This window comes from Leisingera sp. McT4-56 (assembly GCF_020514995.1).
Classification (GTDB): domain Bacteria; phylum Pseudomonadota; class Alphaproteobacteria; order Rhodobacterales; family Rhodobacteraceae; genus Leisingera; species Leisingera aquaemixtae_A.
The window spans coordinates 82209-102856 of sequence record NZ_JAJALF010000010.1 but is presented as its reverse complement, the minus strand read 5'-3'; the positions used below and the strand labels follow the sequence as shown (position 1 = coordinate 102856).

The window sequence follows — 20648 nt, the reverse complement described above, 5'->3', positions numbered from 1 at the left end:
CCCTGTTGACCCTGAGTGCCTTGCCCTCGATGCGGCGCAGAGGGCTGAGCGGGCTGATTTTTTGCTTGCTGACAACAGCCTAGGGAGCAGCCCGTTGCCAAAGCAAGGAAAACCGGTGCTGCGGTGCAGTATTCCGCGGCGCAAGAATGTTGCCGGGATTTGCGGTAGGGCATTAATATTTATGCGTTTTATCCGCATCTTTGCGGGCGCTTTGCGCGCCAGCCGCGAAAGAGTTTCAACAAAATGGATAAAATGCAGGGTTCACCGCACCGGTTTCGACGGGCAGTTCGCGCACAGATCGCCCTTTCGCCCCGCCGCGTCAATAAGATAGCGTGGCGGCATGACAAGCTCTCCCCGATTCATTCACCTGCGCACCCATACCGAATACTCGCTGCTGGAAGGCGCCGTGCGGCTGAAAAAGCTGCCGGACCTCTGCAAGAAGCACGAGATGCCCGCGATTGCGGTGACGGACACCAACAACCTGTTCTCGGCGCTGGAGTTTTCGGTGTCGGCAAGCGGCGCCGGGGTACAGCCGATCATCGGCTGCCAGGTGGACCTGCGGTTCACGGAGCCGGCACCGGGGGAGCGGCCCAAACCGCCGGCGCCGCTGGTGCTGCTGGCGCAGAGCGAGGCGGGCTACGAGCATCTGATGAAGTTGAACTCCTGCCTGTATCTGCGGCAGGGGGGCGAGCTGCCGCATGTAACGCTGGAAGAGCTGGAAGCCAACGCGGGCGACGTGATCTGCCTCAGCGGCGGGCCGGACGGGCCGGTCGGGCGGCTGCTGCAGATGGGCCAGCGCCCGGCGGCAGAAGCGCTGATGCAGCGGCTCAAAGGCATCTTCCCGAACCGCCTGTATGTTGAATTGCAGCGCCACCCGGGGGAACACGGCCAGCCAGAGGCGGAGAAGCAGACCGAGCGCGGCCATGTGGAGATGGCCTATGCCATGGACTTGCCGCTGGTCGCCACCAATGACGTCTATTTTCCCAACACGGAAATGTTCGAGGCGCATGACGCGATGATCTGTATCGCCGAGGGCGCCTATGTCGATCAGGTAGAGCCACGCCGGCGGCTGACCGCGCAGCATTACTTCAAGAGCCAGGAGGAGATGGTTGCGCTGTTTGCCGACCTGCCCGAGGCGATTGAAAACACGGTGGAGATCGCCAGGCGCTGCGCCTTCATGGCGTACCGGCGCGACCCGATTCTGCCAAAGTTTGCCGATGACGAGGTGGCCGAGTTGCGCCGCATCGCCAACGAGGGCCTGCAGCAGCGCCTGGCGGTGATCCCCCATGCGGTGAGCGTGGAGGAGTATCAGGAGCGGCTCGATTTCGAGCTGGGCATCATCGAGGGGATGGGGTTCCCCGGCTACTTCCTGATCGTTGCCGACTTTATCCAATGGGCCAAGGACCACGACATTCCGGTGGGGCCGGGGCGGGGCTCCGGTGCGGGCTCCCTGGTGGCCTATGCGCTGACCATCACCGACCTTGACCCCTTGCGCTACAGTTTGCTGTTCGAACGCTTCCTGAACCCGGAACGGGTGTCGATGCCCGACTTCGACATCGACTTCTGCATGGACCGCCGCGAGGAGGTGATCAAATACGTGCAGGAGAAGTATGGCCGCGACAAGGTGGGGCAGATCATCACCTTCGGCGCGCTTCTGTCCAAGGCGGCGGTGCGCGACATGGGGCGGGTCTTGCAGATGCCCTATGGCCAGGTGGACCGGCTGTCGAAGCTGATCCCGGTCGAGGGCGTGAAGCCGATGTCCATCGCCGACGCGCTGAAGGAAGAGCCGCGGCTGAGCGAGGAGGCCCGCAACGAGCCGGTGGTGGACCGGCTTTTGACCTATGGCCAGCAGGTCGAGGGGCTGTTGCGCTCGGCCGGCACCCACGCGGCGGGCGTGGTGATCGGCGACCGGCCGCTGGATGCGCTGGTGCCGCTCTACCGCGATCCGCGTTCCGACATGCCCGCCACCCAATTCAACATGAAATGGGTGGAGCAGGCCGGCCTGGTGAAGTTCGACTTCCTTGGCCTCAAGACTCTGACCGTCATTCAGAACGCAATGGATCTGATTTTTCAGTCGGGCCGCGACCTGCATATCGCCGCCGATGGCACCCAGCTCTATGAGCCGCCGGAGGGGGCGGAGAACCAGATCAACGCCATTCCGCTGGATGACAAGGTCACTTATGACCTCTACTCCCGCGCCAAGACGGTGGCGGTGTTCCAGGTGGAATCCACCGGCATGATGGATGCGCTGAAGCGCATGAAGCCCAACTGTATCGAGGACATCGTGGCGCTGGTGGCGCTGTACCGTCCCGGCCCGATGGAAAACATCCCGGTCTATTGCGAGGTGAAGAACGGCCAGCGCGAGATCACCTCGGTCCACCCGCTGATCGACCATATCCTGGAGGAAACCCAGGGCATCATCGTTTATCAGGAGCAGGTGATGCAGATCGCCCAGGTGATGGCGAATTACACGCTTGGCGGCGCCGACCTGCTGCGCCGGGCGATGGGTAAGAAGATCAAGGAGGCGATGGACGCCGAGCGCCCGAAGTTCGAGAAGGGCGCGGCGGAGAACGGGGTCGACAAGAAGAAGGCCAGCGAGGTTTTCGACCTTCTGGAGAAATTCGCCAACTACGGCTTCAACAAATCCCACGCCGCGGCCTATGCGGTGGTCAGCTATCAGACCGGCTGGCTGAAGGCGAACCACCCGGTGGAGTTCATGGCTGGCGTCATGAACTGCGATATCCATCTGACCGACAAGCTGGCGATCTACTTCGAAGAGGTGAAAAAGGGGCTGGGGCTGAAATACGTGCCGCCCTGCATCAACCGTTCGCTGGCGACCTTCAACGTGGTGAACGGTGAGTTGGTCTATGCGCTGGGTGCGCTGAAGAACGTCGGCCTGGACGTGATGCGGCTGGTCGCCGAGGCGCGCAAGGAGGGCGAGTACGAGAAGCCCTTTGTCAATGTGTTCGACTTCGCCCGCCGGGTGAACCTCAAGAAGGTCGGCAAGCGGCCGCTGGAGATGCTGGCGCGGGCAGGCGCCTTTGACCAGCTGGATCAGAACCGCCGCCGGGTGTTCGAGAGCCTGGGCGCGCTGGTGGATTACTCTGCTGCGGTGCACGACCAGCGGAATTCCAGCCAGGTGTCGCTGTTCGGCGAGGCGGGCGAGGACCTGCCGGAGCCGCGGCTGCCCAATGTGCCGGACTGGCTGCCTGCGGAGCGTCTGTCTGAGGAGTTCAAGGCGATCGGGTTCTACCTGTCGGGCCACCCGCTGGACGACTACATGCCCGCGCTGAAGCGCAAGGACGTGATGACGCTGGACGAGGTGACGGCGAAGGCAGAGCGCGGCCCGTTCATGGCCAAGATGGCCGGGGTCGTGGCGGGGCGGCAGGAGCGCAAGTCGGCGCGCGGCAACCGCTTTGCCTTTGCCCAGCTGTCTGACCCTTCCGGCGCCTTCGAGGTGACGCTGTTTTCAGAGGTGCTGGAGAAGTCCCGAGAGTATCTGGAGACCGGTGCCAAGGTGGTGATCACCGCCGAGGCGACGATGGAGAGTGACCAGCTGAAGCTGCTGGTGCGTTCGGTCGGACCGGTGGACAGCGCCATTGCCGACGCCGGACGCAGCAGCTTGCGGGTCTACCTCAGCGATGCGGCGGCGGTGGGCACCGTGGCGCAGGTGCTGGAGGATGCCAAGGCCGCAGCCCGCAATGCCTCGCGCGGCGAGGTCTATATGTACCTGCAGGACCCCGGCCTGCCTGGCGATGTGGAGATGGATCTGGGCCAGCCGTTCCCGATCAACCCGCAGATCAAGGGCGCGCTTAAGTCGCTCGACGGGGTGATGGATGTAGAGGAAATCTAAGCTGTTTAGAAAATGTGATCTGGTGGCTTGAACGGCTGAAGCCACTTTGGCACAAAACAATTCAAGTATTGCATGGAGGGGTGTTGTTAAGAGTGGTTCAATGCCGCTCAATTGAAATTTACGCCCTGCCTGTTGAGCGAAGCATTTTTAAAAAGGATATCTATATGAAGCGCATGTTTGCCATTGCCGCATTCACTTTAATAACGGCTTGCGGTGTTACCCCGCTAAAGGTTGACCCAAAACTGAACTACTCGGCGGGCTTCGACGCAAGCCAAGTCTCCCGTGCGTACAGTTCTGCGGTTTTACTGAAAACCGAGCTTCCGGGAGTGAATACTGACAAATTCGGGTACGTGGAGGGAGCGAACTGCAAAGCGGGGAATGGCGATTTTTCTGTCGAGTTTGCCCCGAACACCACCGTAAACCTGCCAGTTTATTCCTATAAGCCTTCGCCATTGAAGGTAACTTGCACCTATGGGGGGAAGCGTGTTTCGACCTCCAAGGATGCCGAGCTTGTAATCACAAACAATGTCGCTAACGTATTGTCTGTTTCCGTAGCGGACAATTTGCCAGTTGGAACTTCAGGGGCTCGTGAGAAGGTTGCACAATCCGGGGGCGACTGGAGCTATAAAATGGTGCAGATGCAACTTAAGTAGATTAATTGTGCTTAACCTTAGATCGGCGGTTTTCACAAGTTTGTGGCTCTTTCACTAGATACCTCGTTTGTTGGAAACCGCCTCTTTGAGATCGAGCTTCCAGACCCGGAGCAACGGCGCGGAATGCCTTGGGGCTGCGACAGCCAGTCTGGAGCGAAGGAAACAAGTTGAACGGCGTCAGATGTTGAGAAAAATCTGGCTTTGGGTTTTGCGGTAAAACTCTTGCCCCCCCGCCTGCCGTACCCGGCCGAAACCGTATGTCGCCTTAGTAATGCGGCGGGCGTTCGTCGCCGAAGATGACACCGCCGCCGCCGTCCTGCTGGCGCTCGGCTTCGCGCTGCATCAGCATGGCGACGCGGCGGGTCAGCAGGTCGATCTCCTGCTGCTGGCGGGCGATCACGTCGCTCATCTCCTCCACGCTGCGGGTCAGATGGGCGATTTGCTCTTCCAGATGCTGCATGGCTCAGACCTTTGATTGCGGATGCGCTTAGATAGGCGCTTTGGCGCGGCGCGTCCATCATCAAGCCTTGCGCATATTGAAGATGAGAATTTCGGGCAAAAGGAAGCAGGCGCATGTCCCTGCGCAGCCTTGCCGCGCGGGGCGGCATCCGCTAGACCGCCGGGCGAGTGAAACCGCTACCCGTGAGGAGGCCGGATATGGCCAAAGTGAAGAAGCAGCCCCGCCCCAAGGCGCAGACGCCGAAGGGGTTCCGTGACTATTTCGGTGCGGAGGTGACCCAGCGCAGCGAGATGCTGCGGGCCATCGCGGGTGTGTATCATCATTACGGGTTCGAGGCGCTGGAGAGTTCGGCGGTGGAAACCGTTGAGGCGCTGGGCAAATTCCTGCCCGACGTGGACCGCCCGAACGAGGGCGTGTTCGCCTGGCAGGAGACCGAGGACGACGGCAACGGCGACTGGATGGCGCTGCGCTATGACCTGACAGCGCCCTTGGCGCGGGTCTATGCCCAGCACCGCAACGACCTGCCGACCCCCTACCGCCGCTATGCGATGGGGCCGGTCTGGCGCAACGAGAAGCCGGGGCCGGGCCGGTTCCGTCAGTTCTACCAGTGCGATGCGGACACAGTGGGCACGGCCTCGATGGCCGCTGACGCGGAGATTTGCGCGATGCTGTCCGATACGCTGGAGACCGTTGGCATTCCGCGCGGCGATTATCTGGTGCGGGTCAATAACCGCAAGGTTCTGAACGGCGTGCTGGAGGCGATGGGCCTGGGCGACGGCGATGCCAAGCGCGACGACGTGCTGCGCACCATCGACAAGTTCGACAAGGTCGGCGAGGCCGGCGTGCGCGAACTGCTGACCAAGGGGCGGCTGGATGCGTCCGGCGCCTTCATTGACGGTGTGGGCCTCAGCGATGATCAGGCAGCGCCGGTGCTGGCGTTCCTGACTTCCAAGGCGGCGGATTCGGCCGGCACTATCGCCAACCTGCGCGCTGCGGTGGGCGACAGCAAGGTGGGCCAGGACGGCATTGCCGAGCTGGAGCAGATCGGCGAACTGCTGGCCGCGGGCGGTTATGGCAAGGACCGGATCGAGATCGACCCCTCAGTGGTGCGCGGGCTGGGCTATTACACCGGCCCGGTGTTTGAGGCAGAGCTGACTTTTGAGATCCTGGACGAGAAGGGCCGCAAGCGGCAGTTCGGTTCCGTCTCAGGCGGTGGTAGATATGACGGGCTGGTCAAACGCTTCACGGGGCAAGAAGTGCCTGCGGTGGGCGTGTCGGTCGGTGTCGACCGGCTGCTGGCGGCGCTGCACGCCAAGGGGCGGCTGTCGGCGGAGGCCACCGGGCCGGTGGTCGTGACCGTGATGGACCGCGACCGGATGGCGGATTACCAAGCGATGGTGGCGGAGCTGCGCAATGCGGGCATCCGGGCCGAGGTCTATCTGGGCAACCCCAAGAACTTCGGCAACCAGCTGAAATACGCGGACAAGCGGAACTCGCCGGTGGCGGTGATCGAAGGCGGCGACGAGAAAGCCAATGGCGTGGTGCAGATCAAGGACCTGATCCTGGGCGCCAAGATCGCCGAAAGCGCCACCTTGGAAGAGTGGAAGGAACGCCCCAGCCAGTTCGAAGTGCCACGCAGCGAGCTGGTCGCCAAAGTGCGTGATATCCTGGACGGGCAGGGCTGATCATGACGCTTCGCTCTGACATTCAGGCCCGCGCCGCCCAGCTGCGGGTCCGCTTCGAGGCCGCGGGTGCGCAGGTGGTGGACACGCCGTTGCTGCAGCCGGCCGGCATTCTGCTGGATCTTTACGGCGAGGACATCCGCGCCCGCGCCTATGTGACCACGGATGCACTGCGCGGCGAGCAGATGCTGCGCCCGGACTTTACCGTGCCGGTGGTGGAGGCGCATATGCGCCACGGCGCCGAGCCTGCGCGCTATACCTACTCCGGCGAAGTGTTCCGGCGTCAGGAGATGGACCCGGACCGGCCCAATGAATACCTGCAGGTCGGCTATGAGGTGTTCGAGCGCGACGATGCCGCTGCCGCGGACGCAGAAGTGTTTTCGCTGTTTGCGCTGCAGGTGCGCGGACTGCCGCTGCGGGCGGCAACCGGGGACATCGGCATCCTGATGGCGGCGGTCGAGGGGCTGAACACCACCGAGAAGCGCAAGGCGGCGCTGATGCGCCACATCTGGCGGCCGCGCCGTTTCCGCTCCCTGCTGGACCGCTTTGCCGGCCGCACCCCGGTGCCGGAGAGCCGCAAGAAGCTGCTGTCAACCGAGGGCGACCTGACCGGTTCGGGGGTGGAGGTCGGCAAGCGCCGCGCGGCAGAGGTTCAGGCGCGGGTTGAAGCGCTGCGCGAGGATGCGAAGGCACCGCCGATTTCCGAAAACGAGCTGCTGGCGCTGGAAGCGCTGATGGCGGTGCGGGAAACCGTGCCATTTGCTACCGAACAGATGCGCGACATCGCGGTGGACCTGCCGCAGATCAACCCGGCGCTGGACCGGCTGGATGCCCGCACCGCGGCGATGAAGGCGCGCGGCGTGGATGTCGAGAACCTCGATTTCGAGGCCGCCTACGGGCGCACCTCGATGGAGTATTACGACGGCTTTGTCTTTGGCTTCTACGCCGAAGCACGGCCCGATCTGCCGCCGGTGGCCAGCGGCGGGCGCTATGACGCGCTGACCCGGCGTCTGGGCGAGGGCGAGGAGATCCCGGCAGTCGGCGGCGTGCTGCGCCCGGACCTGATGCTGCAGCTTGAGGAGGTGCGCTGATGACCTTGAAGCTGGGGGTGCCGTCCAAGGGGCGGCTGATGGAAAAGACCTTTGACTGGTTCGCCAAGCGCGGCGTGACGCTGTCGCGCACGGGTTCCGACCGGGAATATGCCGGCGCGGTCGAGGGCGTGTCGAACATGGAACTGGTGCTGCTGTCGGCGGGCGAGATCCCGCGCGAGCTGGCGGCGGGGCGCATTCACCTGGGTGTCACGGGCACCGATCTGGTGCAGGAGAAGCTGCCGCGGTTCGAGCAGCAGGTGGAGGAACTGGCGGAGCTGGGCTTTGGCCATGCCGACCTGGTTCTGGCGGTACCGCAATGCTGGATCGACGTGGACACGCTGGATGATCTGGATGCGGCGGCCTCGGCCTTTCGCGCGGTGCACGGGCACCGGCTGCGGATCGCCACCAAGTACCACCGGCTGGTGCGCGAGTTCCTGACCGACGCCGGGGTTGCGGATTACCAGCTGGTCGATAGCCAGGGCGCCACCGAAGGCACGGTGAAGAACGAGACCGCCGAAATGGTGGCCGACATCACCTCCACCGGCGAGACGCTGCGGGCCAACCACCTGAAGCTGCTAGGTGACGGGCTGGTGCTGAAGTCGCAGGCAACCCTGTGGCGCAGCCGGGTGGCAAAATACGGCACCAACGAGAAAGCGGCGCTGAACACGCTGCTGGACCTGCTGGAACACCGCAAGTAAGCGCTGCTGCCCGCGCGTCAGCGCGGGCTTGGCCGAACGCCTTCGAGGCATCTTTGATGCCTGCAAAGAGGGCGGGAGAGCGTCACTTCTATCTGGATGCATACCGTCTGCCGGGGTGCTCCCGTCCCGGGGCTGGAGCCATCACAGATGCCTCCAGCCTGGTAGGGCCGGGCGCCGGGCTGACGCCCGGCGCTGGCGAGGCTTGCCGCGGGGGGAGTGCGGTCAGCCTCAGATCACTCCGATTTCGGCCAGCGCCTGCGACAGCTCCGGCGGCAGCGGTTCTTCCTGGCTCTTGCCTTCGGGCAGGTCGGCGGGCGATTCCTCCGGCTTCAGGTAGCGCCAGCCCTGGAACGGGCGTTTCGGCGCGGTGTGGGTGCGGTGCAGTTCCGGGTCCAGCACGATGGCGCAGCGGCGAATGCCGTCCTCTCCGGTCACCTCATCCAGCCGCAGCACCCGCTGGCGGCATTGGATCAGCCCTTTGATCACCCAGTAGATCGAGCCGCCGTTCAGAATCTCCGCCTCGCGCTTGGGCCACATGCGGGTGACGTGGCGGGGCAGGCCTTCGGGCAGTTCCGCACGGCGCATCTCCTGCCAGGCCATCAGGCTGTCGACGCTTTCGGTGCCGACCGAAAGCTTCACAAGATTCACGCACTTATCCACAGTTTCCCCACAGAGTCGTCCAGAGCTTTGACAGTATATAGTAGTTTACGTATCGCTGACTTCAAGGTATTGTGTTTCTCCACGCATTTGCTGCAAGTAAGCCTGAACAAAAAATGGATTCGCCACGGTGCCCTGAAAAAGCAGCCGCAGCGGAGCCGTTTTCATGAAGCCCGAACGACTCAAAGGACCGACACATGAGCCGCTTTGCCGCCCCCATCGCCGAGCAGATCTGGGATATGAAATACCGTTTCAAGCAGGCCGATGGCGCGCCGATCGACGTGACCGTCGAGGACACCTGGCGGCGCATCGCGCGCGACCTGGCGCGGGCGGAAAAGAAGCCGGAAGTGTGGGAAGAGAAGTTTTACAGTGCGCTGGAGGATTTCAAGTACCTGCCTGCGGGCCGCATTACCGCTGGCGCCGGCACCGCGCGCCAGGTGACCCTGTTCAACTGCTTTGTGATGGGCACCGTGCCGGACAGCATGTCGGGCATCTTCGACATGCTGAAAGAGGCGGCGCTGACCATGCAGCAGGGCGGCGGCATCGGTTATGACTTCTCCACCATTCGGCCGCGCGGCGCCGATGTGAAAGGCGTGGCGGCGGATGCCTCCGGCCCGCTCAGCTTCATGGACGTGTGGGACGCGATGTGCCGCACCATCATGTCCGCAGGCTCCCGCCGCGGCGCGATGATGGCGACCATGCGCTGCGACCATCCGGATATCGAGCAGTTCATCACCGCCAAATCCGACCCGGCGCGTCTGCGCATGTTCAACATGTCGGTGCTGGTCACCGACGACTTCATGGAAGCGGTGAAATCCGACGGCTCCTGGGAGCTGCAGTTCGACGGCAAGGTCTATCACACCGTCGAGGCGCGCGACCTGTGGAACAAGATCATGCAGGCGACCTATGACTATGCCGAGCCGGGCGTGATCTTCATCGACCGTATCAACAAGGCCAACAACCTGAACTACATCGAGAACATCTGCGCCACCAACCCCTGCGGCGAGCAGCCGCTGCCGCCCTACGGCGCCTGTCTGCTGGGTTCGGTCAACATGGCGCGGCTGGTGGCCAATCCGTTTGAGAAGGACGCGCATCTGGACCAGTCCGCGATGCAGGAGCTGGTCGCCACCGCGGTCCGGATGATGGACAACGTGGTTGATGTCTCCAAGTTTCCGCTGGACGCGCAGGCGGAAGAAGCCAGGAACAAGCGCCGGATCGGCCTGGGCGTCACCGGCCTCGCCGATGCGCTGCTGATGCTTGGGCTGGAATACGGCTCCGACGAGGCGGCGCGCCAAACCGACGAATGGCTGCACGCGATCGCCCGCGCCGCCTATCTGGCGTCGGTGGACCTGGCCAAGGAAAAAGGCGCCTTCCCGCTGTTTGACGCCGAGAAGTACCTGAACTCCGGCAACATGCTGAACATGGACGAGGACGTGCGCGACGCCATCCGCGAGCACGGCATCCGCAACGCGCTGCTGACCTCCATCGCGCCGACCGGCACCATCTCGCTCTATGCAGGCAACGTGTCCTCGGGCATCGAGCCGGTGTTTGCCTATGCCTACACCCGCAAGGTGCTGCAGAAGGACGGCAGCCGCACCGAGGAGGAGGTGGTCGACTACGCGGTGCAGATGTTCCGCGAGAAATTCGGCGCCGACGCCAAGCTGCCTGACTACTTCGTCAATGCCCAGACGCTCAGCCCCGCGGCCCACGTCAAGATGCAGGCGGCGGCGCAGAAGTGGATCGACTCGTCGATTTCCAAGACCATCAACTGCCCGGAAGACATTTCCTTTGACGACTTCAAGGACGTCTACATGCAGGCCTGGGATCAGGGCTGCAAGGGCTGCACCACCTACCGGCCGAACGACGTGACCGGATCGGTCCTGTCGGTGAGCGAGAGCGCCGACACCGCCCCGGGCGAGACCGCCAAGGCGCCGCACGAGAGCGACGTGGGCGAGAACGGGGCGGAAGTCGTCTATATGTCCGAGCCGCTGGACCGCCCGCAGTCGTTGGAGGGTCATACCTACAAGCTGAAGTGGCCGGACAGCGAGCACGCGATCTACCTCACCATCAACGACATCATCATCAACGGCCACCGCCGTCCGTTCGAGGTGTTCATCAACTCCAAGAACATGGAGCATTACGCCTGGACGCTGGCGCTGACCCGGATGATCTCGGCCGTGTTCCGCCGCGGCGGCGATGTGTCCTTTGTGGTCGAGGAGCTGAAGGCGGTGTTCGATCCGCGCGGCGGCGCCTGGGTGCAGGGCAAATACATTCCCTCGATCCTGGCGGCGATCGGCGGCGTGATCGAAACCCATATGGTCAAGACCGGTTTCCTGGAAGGCGAGGGCATGGGGCTGAAGTCCGACCCGCAGGCGCAGGTGGTGAACCTGAACCAGCCCCGCGGCAAGGCCTGCCCGAGCTGCGGCCAGTTCGACATGCAGATGGTCGAAGGCTGCATGACCTGCCGCAGCTGCGGCCATTCCAAGTGCGGCTAAGAGGCCAGGCGGGCAGGCTGTGTGTGAAAGCTAATCCAGTCCATTGCCTATAGTTTTCTGGCCATTGTGAAAGCAAATACAGGCCATCGGGAGTAGCCCCGGTGGCCTGTTATTTATGTAGTTCAGGTGGTTCCGGTAGGGAGCTGCCGCCCGCCGGAACCGTTTGCCACCGGCATGATGGACCCAAAGCTGGTCATGCGCTAACAATTAGATGAACCACTCTCATGGTCTCCACTCGGGCCGGGCGCAATCTGCTGATTCAGACTGCGCTAAGTCAGTTCGAGGGCCGTTGCCACGGCCCAGGCTGGATTGACGGCGCATCCGGGCCGCAACCGAAATGTTCGGCGGGTGCCCGGAAACCGCATGCAGCCGAAAACATGGAGACCGGGGGCGCAAAGACTATTTCAAGATCAACGCAGCCGTAGAATAATACCTTGTAAGCGGATGGAGAAAGGGGGGCACGTTGTACAGGATTCGCCTGTTTGCTATTCGCCATTCGCGCAGCTTTGAGTGGATCTACAAGCGCGTGGAGAAGGCCATGATCGCGCTGGATCCGGTTCTGGCAAGGATCGGGTATGACCGGGTCGAACGCCCCATCGCCTTTGTGGAGAAATGCGTCAAGACCGTTCTGTTCGACTGCAAGATGTGCGGGCAGTGCGTGCTGTCATCGACCGGCATGTCCTGCCCGATGAACTGCCCCAAGCAGCTGCGCAACGGCCCCTGCGGCGGGGTGAGGCCGGGCGGATTTTGCGAAGTCAAACCGGAAATGAAATGCGTTTGGGCGCTGGCCTGGGATGGTGCCTCGCGGATGAAAGGGGGCGGGCAGATTTCAACGGTGCTGCCGCCGGTCGAGCGCAACCTCGAAGGGTCCTCTTCCTGGCTTCGGGTGAGCCGCGAGAAAGCGGCCCATCTGCGTGAAGCCCGGGAGAAACGCCGCACGGCAATCGCGGATGCCTTTCCCGACGCGCGCAAGAACGAACCCTCTGCCGCGCCGCTGGCGGAAGAGCCCGCCCAGGCCCAGAAGGGTAATAAATGATGGATCATGTTTTGCCCCAGCCCTACTCGGCGCCACCCGAAGGCCATGTTTCGCACAGCCGGCTGGAACGGGTGCTGCGCTCCGGCCGCTTTGCCATCACTGCGGAGCTGAACCCGCCCGACAGCGCCGACCCTGCGGATGTCTATGATGCCGCACGCCCGCTTGGCGAGGTTGCTGACGCAATCAATGCCACGGATGCCTCGGGTGCGAACTGCCATATGTCGTCGATCGGAATCAGCGCGCTGCTGACCCGGGCAGGATATTCCCCTGTCTACCAGATCTCCTGCCGGGACCGGAACCGCATCGCCATTCAGGGCGACGTGCTGGGGGCGGCGGCCATGGGGGTCAGCAATGTTCTGTGCCTGACAGGGGATGGGGTCGGAGTGGGGGACCAGCCAGGGGCAAAGCCGGTCTTCGATTTCGATTCACTGTCGCTGCTGCGGACCATCAGGACAATGCGGGATGAACGCAAGTTCCTGTCCGGCCGGACCATCAAGAACCCGCCGCTGCTGTTTCTGGGGGCGGCTGAGAATCCCTGCATTCCGCCCCATGAATGGCGCCCGGAACGGCTGGCCAAGAAAGTGGAGGCCGGGGCTGAATACATCCAGACCAACTACATCTACGACGTTCCCCTGTTCGAAAAGTTCATGGCACGGGTGCGGGACCTGGGACTGGACGAGAAGGTTTACATCCTTGCCGGTGTCGGCCCGCTGGCTTCGGCGCGGGCGGCGCGGTGGATGCGCTCGAATGTGCCGGGGATCCATATTCCCGATGCGGTCATCGACCGTATGGAGAAAGCTGAAAAACCCGGACAGGAAGGCAAGAGAATCTGTATCGAACTGATCCAGCAGATGCGCGAGATCGCCGGTGTGTCCGGGGTGCATGTAATGGCCTACCGGAAGGAGCACGAGGTCTCTGAGATCATACGGGAGTCGGGGGTTCTGGCGGCCCGCAAGAGATAATTGTAGCAAAACCGAAGTGCTCTGGAGGGGAAGGGTGGCTGTTTAAGGCGGCCCCGCTGACGGGAGAGGCCGGACCGTAGTTCTGCTTGTTGAATTTGGGGCTTTCCATGGTTTGCCGGCCGGTTTTTCTGCGTCAGCCAGCCCGTTCATCAAGCAGCGCCGCCGAGTCTGCGACGTGTTCCAGCGTCAGCGGCTTGCAGAGAAAGTCCCGTATCAGCGGGAAGTTTTCTGCGCGTTCCAGATCCGCAGGATTGACTGTGGTGCTGACGATCACCACCGCTGGCACCGGGTCCAGCTGCTGGATCTCGCGTCCGTACATCTCGAGGAACTCGAAGCCGGTGATCGGCGGCATATTGATGTCGAGAAAAATCAGATCCGGTTTCGGGCCGCCGTCCTGAATGTGCGCCAGCGCGGCTTCGGGGCCTTCGAACAGCTCCACCCCGCCGAACAGCTGCGACTTGTCGATGATCCGCTTGGCATATTTCCGGTCCATCCGTTCGTCATCAATGACGTAGACGGTTTTGCTGCTGGCCATGCTAGGTCTCCTGCAATTCGAGATCGACGCTGAACGCGGTACCCTTGCCGGGCTCGGACGTGAGGCTGATCGAAGCACCGTGGTTTTCGGCCACCCGCTTGCACAGCGCCAGCCCGATGCCGGAGCCGGGGAATTCGTCGTGGCGGTGCAGGCGTTTGAACAGGTCGAAAACCCTGGATTGCATCGCATCCGGTATTCCCAGCCCGTTGTCGGTCACCGAAATGCGCACCTTGCCCGGCTGCGCGGCCGGACCGCAGGCGACACGCACTTGTGCCGCCTTGCCCCCGGGGATGTATTTCAGCGCGTTGGACAGCAGATTGGTCAGCAGCACCCGCATCTGGAACGGGCTGCCGCGGATGACCGGCATGGGGCCCACAACGATCCTGGCGCCGCTGCTGGTGACGAGCGGTCCCATATCCTTGAGGATCAGGCGGACCATGTCGTCCAGATCGACCGGTTCCGGGGTGAACTGGTGCTTGACCACTTTGGAATAGTCCAGCACGTCATCGACAAGCTGGCGCATCCGGCCGGCGGTGCCGATCAGGTCGCCGATCAGCTCCCGGGCCTCCGGTTTCAGATCGGTGCCGTGATCTTCCAGCAGAACCTCCAGGAAGCAGTGGATGGTGTTTATCGGTGTCTTGAGGTCATGGGACAGCGCATAGCTGAAGTTGGACTGCTCCTGGTTGGTCTGTGTCAGCTGGCGGTTCTTGATCTCCAGTTCCTCGGCGCGGGTGCGGATCTCCGCTGTGCGCTTCTTCACCTTCTGATCCAGCTCGTCGCGCTGGCGCGCCAGTTCGAAGGTTATGTCGCGCAACTCCTGCTCGACCCGGCGGCGCTCGGCGATTTCCTTGGTCAGATTGCTCATGCTGCTGACATAGCCGCGCAGCGCCATGTCATAAACGGCCATCCCCTGCAGAAAGAAATCCTCCACCCTGTCCAGGCTTTCGGCGGCCCTGCCGTCCGCATCCAGGCAGTCGCGCAAGACCGCGAAGTGGAACAGGCTGAAATCCGACAGCGGCACCTTGGCCTGAAGGGCCAGGCGCGCGGTCTCATAAGCCTCGCCCAGCTGCGTTACGTCGCCGCTGTCGGCATAGGCCATGAGGGCGGCCTGGAGCCGGGTGACGTCGTAGGCTTCGCCGCCCTGGTCCGCCTCGCCGCTGTTGATGTACGTCAGCAACGCTTCCTGGTACCGCTGCGCCGCCTGCACCATTGCGTCCCTGGAGGTATCCCGGGCCACGCCGGTCACTGGCGCCTCCGCCGGTGTGCGACGGCCAGCACCGTGCGGTCGTCGTGGGGCTTGCCGTAAGCCTCCATGCAGGCGGCGACATAATCCTGCAGCGGCATCTGCGCAGGGGGCGGCATTTCCCGGAAGCGGCGTGAGATACCGTCGGAGGCCAGCACTATCAGGTGACCCGGGGGGAACGCCTGCCGCTGCGTGTAGATACGGGAAACCTTCATCCCGAGCATGCCGCCGGTCTGCAGGATGCCGGTGCTTTGGTCCTGGCACGGCGGCAGCGGCCGGATGACTCCGTCAACATCCCCCAGCGCCGCCCAGTCTACAGTGCCGTCACTGGGATCTATCAGCGCCAGAGCCAGGGCGGCGCCGCGGGTGCCGCGCAGGCTTTGGCCGGCGGCTTCAAAGAGCTCCGGCAGAGGGGCCGCTTGCGCCACCGACAGCACGTGCAGGCAGGCGTTCGCCGTTTTATGCGCTTCCGCCCCGCTGCCGGTGCCGTCTGCCAGGGCGACCAGCAGCTTGCCGTCAACTATCCGGAAAAGATACCCGTCGCCGCATTTGGCGCCGGCCGTCTTTGCAGCCTGCGCGGCGCTCCAGTCCAGCCATGCCCCCTCCGCGCCAAGGGATATGCTGCCGCAATCCGTTCTTACCGCCATTTCGTCACCGTTACTGTCAGCCCCTTGCCGGGGGCTGAACTGATATCGAATTCATCCACAATCCGCCGCGTCCCCGGCAGGCCGAGGCCCAGGCTGTTGCCGGTGGAAAACCCGTCCTGCATCGCCAGGTCGATGTCCTCCAGCCCGGGGCCCTGATCACGCGCGGTGACCCTGATCCCGACCCGGGGCCCGCTGGTCACTGCGCAGATTTCGATGTCCCCGTCCTGCGCGTATTTCACGATATTGCGGGCCAGTTCGGAGACCGCCGTTGCCACCAGCGCCTGATCCGGCCTGGAGAATTCCAGCTCGACGGCCAATTGGCGGGCCATCTGGCGCGCAGCGACGACATCACTGTCAAGCTTTACCCGCTGGAGAAGCGCGGCGGGATTGGGGGCCAGCTGGTTCATGCGCGTTCACGCAGGAGGGCGATACCGTGATCGAGATTTTGGGCTGTGGGGACGTCTTCCAGCGTCAATCCAAGAAGCACCATGGCCATGGCGATTTCGGGCTGGATGCCGACAATCGCCATTCTGGCGCCGCGCAGGGATACCGATGCCGCGATATTGCAGAGCATCCGGGTGCCGAAGCTGTCGATGACATCCAGCAGGCTGACATCCAGAATGACCCGGGTCGCCGACAGGCGGGAGACTTCCTCCAGGATGCGGGTCTGCATGTCCAGAATGTCGCTGTCCGACAGCTCCTCCTGAACGGATGCGATCAGCAGGTCGCCCTGGCTGACGATGGGCACTCGGCGGCCCACGTCAGGCCTCCAGCAGCTTGCGCGCGGTGGCGACACCGCGTTCCAGATCGCCCGCGGGGTTCAGCGCCTCGCCGGTCACGCCGATTTTGACCAGCGCCTGGGCCACCTCGGAACTGATGCCGGTCAGAACCGAATAGGCGCCCATCAACCGGGTTGCGGTCATGGTCTGGATCAGGTGGTTTGCCACCATGCTGTCCACCGCGGCAACGCCGGTGATGTCGAGCACGACCGCCCGTGCGCTCTGATCCCGGATGGCATCGAGGATCTGAATGGTCAGCAGCCGGGAGCGGTGGCTGTCTAGGGTGCCGACAACCGGAACCAGCAGCAGGCCCTCCTGCAGCCGCAGCACCGGTGTCGGCAATTCGCTCAGCTGCCGCTCGCGCTGCTCGATGGCTTCGGTGCGGGCGGCGGAAAACGCCTCCATCGTCAGGGCCTGGTGGCAGGCCGCCGTCTTGCGCAGCGACCGCTGCACCGTCTGGGCCTCCGCTGCGTCCTCGCAGCTGTCCTGCACCAGCTCGCAGACCCGGTTGATGGCATAGGTATAAAGTCCCATGTAAAAGCTGGGAGAGATGCCGTAGCTTTCGTTGAAGATGCCCGCGGCTTCGCGGCTTTCAAAATATTTCTGATCAAGACCGGCATCGAACAGTTCGAGGAGGTGGCGCCGCTGCTGCGCGCGGACCTCCTGCATGCTGCCCGAGGTATTCTCGTCGCTGGGGTGGTCGTAGCCGCCGTCGCGGCTGTAGTAGTCCTGCAGAATACCGTCGATGTTCTGCTCAATCAGCGGAGAGAGGTCAGCCACCCGCGCGCGGTCATCCTGGCTGACGTCGAACCAGCCCCAGACCTCTCGCAAGCCTTCGCCCGGTGACTGGATCGTCGAAGAAATGACCTCGTTCATGGTGCCCTCTTGCCTGTATACGTTTGCAGAAAGTGTCTGCCGGGACGATTAACGAATTGTTAAATGTTTCATGCTGAACCGATAAACTGCCGTAAAATCATAAGCTTGAACAGGTTTCGACGCCGGAAGCGTCCGGGCCGCCCGGGCTACCCGGCCCGCAGCGGCCGGTGCTCTTTCAGCCAGGCCAGGGCCCAGACCTGAAACGCCTCCTGGTCCATCGGGTGGCCAAAGGCGTATCCTTGCAGGAAATCCGCGCCTAGCTCGGCCAGGACCTCCGCCTCCGCCGCGGTTTCCACCCCTTCCACAACCGCCTTGGCGCCCGCGCTTGCCGCCATTTCGATCAGCCCGCGCATGAGGTCGCGGCGGGCCGGTTTCTGGTCGATCTTTGATGTGAACATGTGGTCGATCTTCAGCCGGTCCGGTTTCAGGGCCAGCACGCCTGCGATGCTGGCGTGCCCGGTGCCGAAGTCATCGATTTCAATGCTGATCCCCAGCTCCTTCAGCGCCTGGATCTGCTTGCCGTAGTCCTCGCTGACATGGTCGAGGAACACTGTTTCCAAAAGCTCGAAGGCCAGGCCCTGCGGCGGGATGTCCTGGCGCAGTTTCAGTTCTTCGATCAGGCTGGGGTGAGACAGCCGCGCCGCCGAGACATTTACCGAGATGCTGGGCAAGCCGATGCCGTTGCGGGCGAATTCCCAATAGGCTGCCAGCGCCAGGTCCAGCACCCGCCGGTCGAGATCCGCCAGCAGGTTCACCTCGATTGCGATCGGCAAAAACAGATCGGGGCGGAGAATGCCGCGGTCCGGATGGTTCCAGCGCGCCAGCGCCTCGCAGCCTGCCAGCGCGCCCGTTCTGCCGTCGATCTGCGGCTGGAACAGCACTTCGATCTCATCGTTTGCCAAGGCTGATTTGAAGTCGCGGATCAGGTCCATCTTCTCGTCATGCGCGGACCCGATGGAAGGGGAGTAGGCGCTGACGCAGGAGCGCCCGTCATCCTTGGAGGCATAAAGCGCCAAATCGGCCCGGCGCAGGGTGGCGGCCAGCGGTTCGCCTTCCTCTGCAAGGGCAAAACCGATGGAGGCGCCGACCTGCAGTTCCACATCCTTGTAGCTCACCGGCTGCAGCAAGTGGAACAGCATGTCCGAGCAGTATTCCTGCGCCGCGGCTTCTCCCTCTGAAAACTCCAGCAGCACAATGAACTCATCGCCGCCGATCCGGAACGCAAAGTCCCGCCCCGCGCGGATCCTTTCCTCCAGGCGCTGCGCAGCTGCAACCAGGATAAGATCCCCGGCCTCGTGGCCATAGGTATCGTTGACGTCTTTGAAACGGTCCAGATCCAGGGCGATCACCAGCGTGCAGGGCCGCATTTCCTCAGCGGGGGCAGAGGCGATTTCCTCCAGGTACTTGCGGTTGCCGAGACCGGTGAGCTTGTCGTGCCGGGCAGACCAGGCGCTTTCCTCCTGCGCTTCGCGCATGGCTTCAAAGGCCTCCTCGGCCAGTTCGCGGCTCATCCGCTCCTTGCGGATCGCGTCCATGCGCAGGGCAATCTCGTCCTCTACCCGGTCGAGAACCCGGTTGTAGCGGAAGGCAAGGGCGCCCAGATCGGTGGACCGTTCCACCCGCACCCGGTTGCTGAACAGGCCCGACCTTTGATGCCGCTTCATCTCCTCGAGCAATTCCAGAAGCGCGTTGCGCTGGTTGTTTTCGGCAAGGTTCAGCCCCCTGACCTCATCCCTGGGACGCGCGCGCAGCAGCCCGGAGGCTTTCAGAACAAGAGCCAGGGGAACCGTGCACGCAATCACCCATGCGCCGACTGCAAATGCGCCAAGCGCCTGAACGCCCAGCTGCGCCAGGCGGCCCCCGGCAGGCAGCGCATCAAACGGCACGCTGAAGGCCACAGCCAGCGTGCCGAGCAGCCCGGCTGCCAGATGGACCGGTATAGCACCGACAACATCGTCGATCTTCAGCGCATCCAGAATGTCGCGCGAGACGATGACCGTGAGCGAGCCCGCAACGCCGATCAGAAATGCGGCAGGCCCGGTCACCAGGTGGATCCCGGCTGTTCCCGCGACCAGCCCGCCCAGGAAGCCGTTGATCAGAATTTCCGCCCGGACATGGCCGAACAGCAGCAGGCCAATAGAAATGCTGGTGATACCGGCACCGGCTGCCGACAGCATGGTGCGGGCAATGATCGGGCCGGCTTCTGCATTGAAAGCCAGCGCCGAGCCGCCGTTGAAGGCCCCCCAGCCAACCCACAGCAACAGGCCGCCAAGCGCAGACAGGGAGATAGAGTTTTCTTCAAAGAACCGTTTCTTCGGCCCGTAGCGGCCAAGCCGCGGTCCCAGAAAGAGGACCGCCACAAGCGCCGTCCAGCCGCCGACGCTGTGCACCACGGTTGCGCCGGCGAAGTCGATGAAGCCCAGCTGCCGCAGCCATCCGGCCTCGTTCCAGATCCAATGTCCGGCAACCGGGTAAATGAATGCGCCGAGCATGACCGACATGGCCATATAGCCCAGAAACCTTTCCCGCTCTGCAACGGCGCCGGAGACAATGGTTGCCGCGGTGGAGGCAAAAGCCATCTGAAACAGGAAGATGGCCGCCGAGTGGCCCGCGGAATTGTCCAGCGGGGGAAAGAAGCCGGCCGAGCCGAACAGGCCGCCTGCGCTTGGCCCGAACATCAGACCGAAACCGGTCAGCCAGAAGGCGGTGCTGACGACGCAGACATCAGACAGGTTTTTCAGTGCGACGTTGGCCGCGTTCTTGGCGCGCACCGTGCCGGATTCCAGGCACAGGAAACCGGACTGGAGCACAAGGACCAGCAGCGCGGAAAGGAGCACCCAGGCAGCATCGATCTGAGACATTTAATCACTCATAAATTGCAAAAATTGCAGCTACAGGTGGTATAATTGTGTGTAAACGTCAAAATTTCGTTTCCACCGGGCAGGTGTGCCCGCTGGTCATACTCCGGCACGCGGACTTGC

At 63.2% G+C, this 20648-nt stretch carries 17 protein-coding genes; 8 read left to right on the top strand and 9 right to left on the bottom strand.

The window, feature by feature from the left end; translation table 11 throughout:
- The first annotated feature begins 340 nt into the window (after positions 1-340).
- On the top strand, positions 341-3853 hold the full coding sequence (gene dnaE / locus LHL23_RS13080; protein WP_226430170.1) for a DNA polymerase III subunit alpha: 3513 nt from the start codon (positions 341-343) through the stop codon (positions 3851-3853).
- Between the two features lie 14 nt (positions 3854-3867).
- Positions 3868-4506: a hypothetical protein gene (locus LHL23_RS13075; RefSeq protein ID WP_226430169.1), complete on the top strand. Its 639-nt coding sequence runs from the start codon at positions 3868-3870 to the stop codon at positions 4504-4506.
- A gap of 265 nt (positions 4507-4771) precedes the next feature.
- Here the strand turns inward: LHL23_RS13075 and LHL23_RS13070 are convergent, their stop codons facing one another.
- Positions 4772-4966, bottom strand: a complete 195-nt coding sequence (locus tag LHL23_RS13070) for a SlyX family protein (protein WP_226430168.1) — start codon at positions 4964-4966, stop codon at positions 4772-4774.
- Positions 4967-5163: 197 nt separating this feature from the next.
- Here LHL23_RS13070 and hisS point away from each other — a divergent pair, with 197 nt between their 5' ends.
- Genes hisS through hisG form a run of 3 tightly spaced genes read left to right on the top strand, consistent with a single transcriptional unit; the run spans position 5164 to position 8437 of the window.
- Positions 5164-6651 carry a histidine--tRNA ligase gene (gene hisS, locus LHL23_RS13065; protein ID WP_226430167.1) on the top strand — a complete coding sequence of 496 codons (1488 nt, stop codon included), beginning with the start codon at positions 5164-5166 and terminating at the stop codon, positions 6649-6651.
- A gap of 2 nt (positions 6652-6653) precedes the next feature.
- The gene (locus LHL23_RS13060) at positions 6654-7739 is read left to right on the top strand and encodes an ATP phosphoribosyltransferase regulatory subunit (RefSeq protein ID WP_226430166.1); all 1086 of its coding nucleotides are present in this window, start codon (positions 6654-6656) and stop codon (positions 7737-7739) included.
- On the top strand, positions 7739-8437 hold the full coding sequence (hisG, locus tag LHL23_RS13055; protein ID WP_222478846.1) for an ATP phosphoribosyltransferase: 699 nt from the start codon (positions 7739-7741) through the stop codon (positions 8435-8437). The genes LHL23_RS13060 and hisG overlap by 1 nt, the downstream gene beginning before the upstream one ends.
- A 228-nt stretch (positions 8438-8665) precedes the next feature.
- Here hisG and LHL23_RS13050 read toward each other — a convergent pair whose 3' ends face one another.
- Positions 8666-9097: a DUF1489 family protein gene (locus LHL23_RS13050; RefSeq protein ID WP_226430165.1), complete on the bottom strand. Its 432-nt coding sequence runs from the start codon at positions 9095-9097 to the stop codon at positions 8666-8668.
- A gap of 194 nt (positions 9098-9291) precedes the next feature.
- Between LHL23_RS13050 and LHL23_RS13045 the strand changes: the two genes are divergently transcribed.
- From LHL23_RS13045 to LHL23_RS13035, 3 genes are all read left to right on the top strand, one after another.
- On the top strand, positions 9292-11589 hold the full coding sequence (locus LHL23_RS13045) for an adenosylcobalamin-dependent ribonucleoside-diphosphate reductase (RefSeq protein ID WP_226430164.1): 2298 nt from the start codon (positions 9292-9294) through the stop codon (positions 11587-11589).
- Positions 11590-12052: 463 nt separating this feature from the next.
- Positions 12053-12625 carry a methylenetetrahydrofolate reductase C-terminal domain-containing protein gene (locus LHL23_RS13040; RefSeq protein ID WP_222478852.1) on the top strand — a complete coding sequence of 191 codons (573 nt, stop codon included), beginning with the start codon at positions 12053-12055 and terminating at the stop codon, positions 12623-12625.
- Positions 12622-13587: a methylenetetrahydrofolate reductase gene (locus LHL23_RS13035; protein WP_226430163.1), complete on the top strand. Its 966-nt coding sequence runs from the start codon at positions 12622-12624 to the stop codon at positions 13585-13587. The genes LHL23_RS13040 and LHL23_RS13035 overlap by 4 nt, the downstream gene beginning before the upstream one ends.
- 133 nt (positions 13588-13720) lie before the next feature.
- On the opposite strand, the gene LHL23_RS13030 is transcribed toward LHL23_RS13035, so the two are convergent.
- The 7 genes from LHL23_RS13030 to LHL23_RS13000 form a co-directional block, all read right to left on the bottom strand.
- The gene (locus LHL23_RS13030) at positions 13721-14122 is read right to left on the bottom strand and encodes a response regulator (RefSeq protein ID WP_226430162.1); all 402 of its coding nucleotides are present in this window, start codon (positions 14120-14122) and stop codon (positions 13721-13723) included.
- Between the two features lies 1 nt (position 14123).
- The gene (locus tag LHL23_RS13025; RefSeq protein ID WP_226430161.1) at positions 14124-15368 is read right to left on the bottom strand and encodes a sensor histidine kinase; all 1245 of its coding nucleotides are present in this window, start codon (positions 15366-15368) and stop codon (positions 14124-14126) included.
- Complete coding sequence (locus tag LHL23_RS13020; protein ID WP_226430160.1) at positions 15365-16012, bottom strand: SpoIIE family protein phosphatase; 648 nt, start codon at positions 16010-16012, stop codon at positions 15365-15367. The genes LHL23_RS13025 and LHL23_RS13020 overlap by 4 nt, the downstream gene beginning before the upstream one ends.
- A complete protein-coding gene (locus LHL23_RS13015) occupies positions 16003-16341 on the bottom strand; it encodes an anti-sigma regulatory factor (RefSeq protein WP_261397155.1) in 339 nt (112 codons plus the stop codon). The genes LHL23_RS13020 and LHL23_RS13015 overlap by 10 nt, the downstream gene beginning before the upstream one ends.
- Positions 16342-16415: 74 nt before the next feature.
- Positions 16416-16772, bottom strand: coding sequence for an STAS domain-containing protein (locus tag LHL23_RS13010; RefSeq protein ID WP_226430159.1), 357 nt, complete (start codon positions 16770-16772; stop codon positions 16416-16418).
- 1 nt (position 16773) lies between these two features.
- Positions 16774-17667, bottom strand: coding sequence for a protoglobin domain-containing protein (locus LHL23_RS13005; RefSeq protein ID WP_226430158.1), 894 nt, complete (start codon positions 17665-17667; stop codon positions 16774-16776).
- A gap of 146 nt (positions 17668-17813) precedes the next feature.
- Positions 17814-20528 (bottom strand): EAL domain-containing protein, encoded by a 2715-nt coding sequence (locus LHL23_RS13000; protein ID WP_226430157.1) that lies wholly within the window; start codon positions 20526-20528, stop codon positions 17814-17816.
- Positions 20529-20648: the final 120 nt, after the last annotated feature.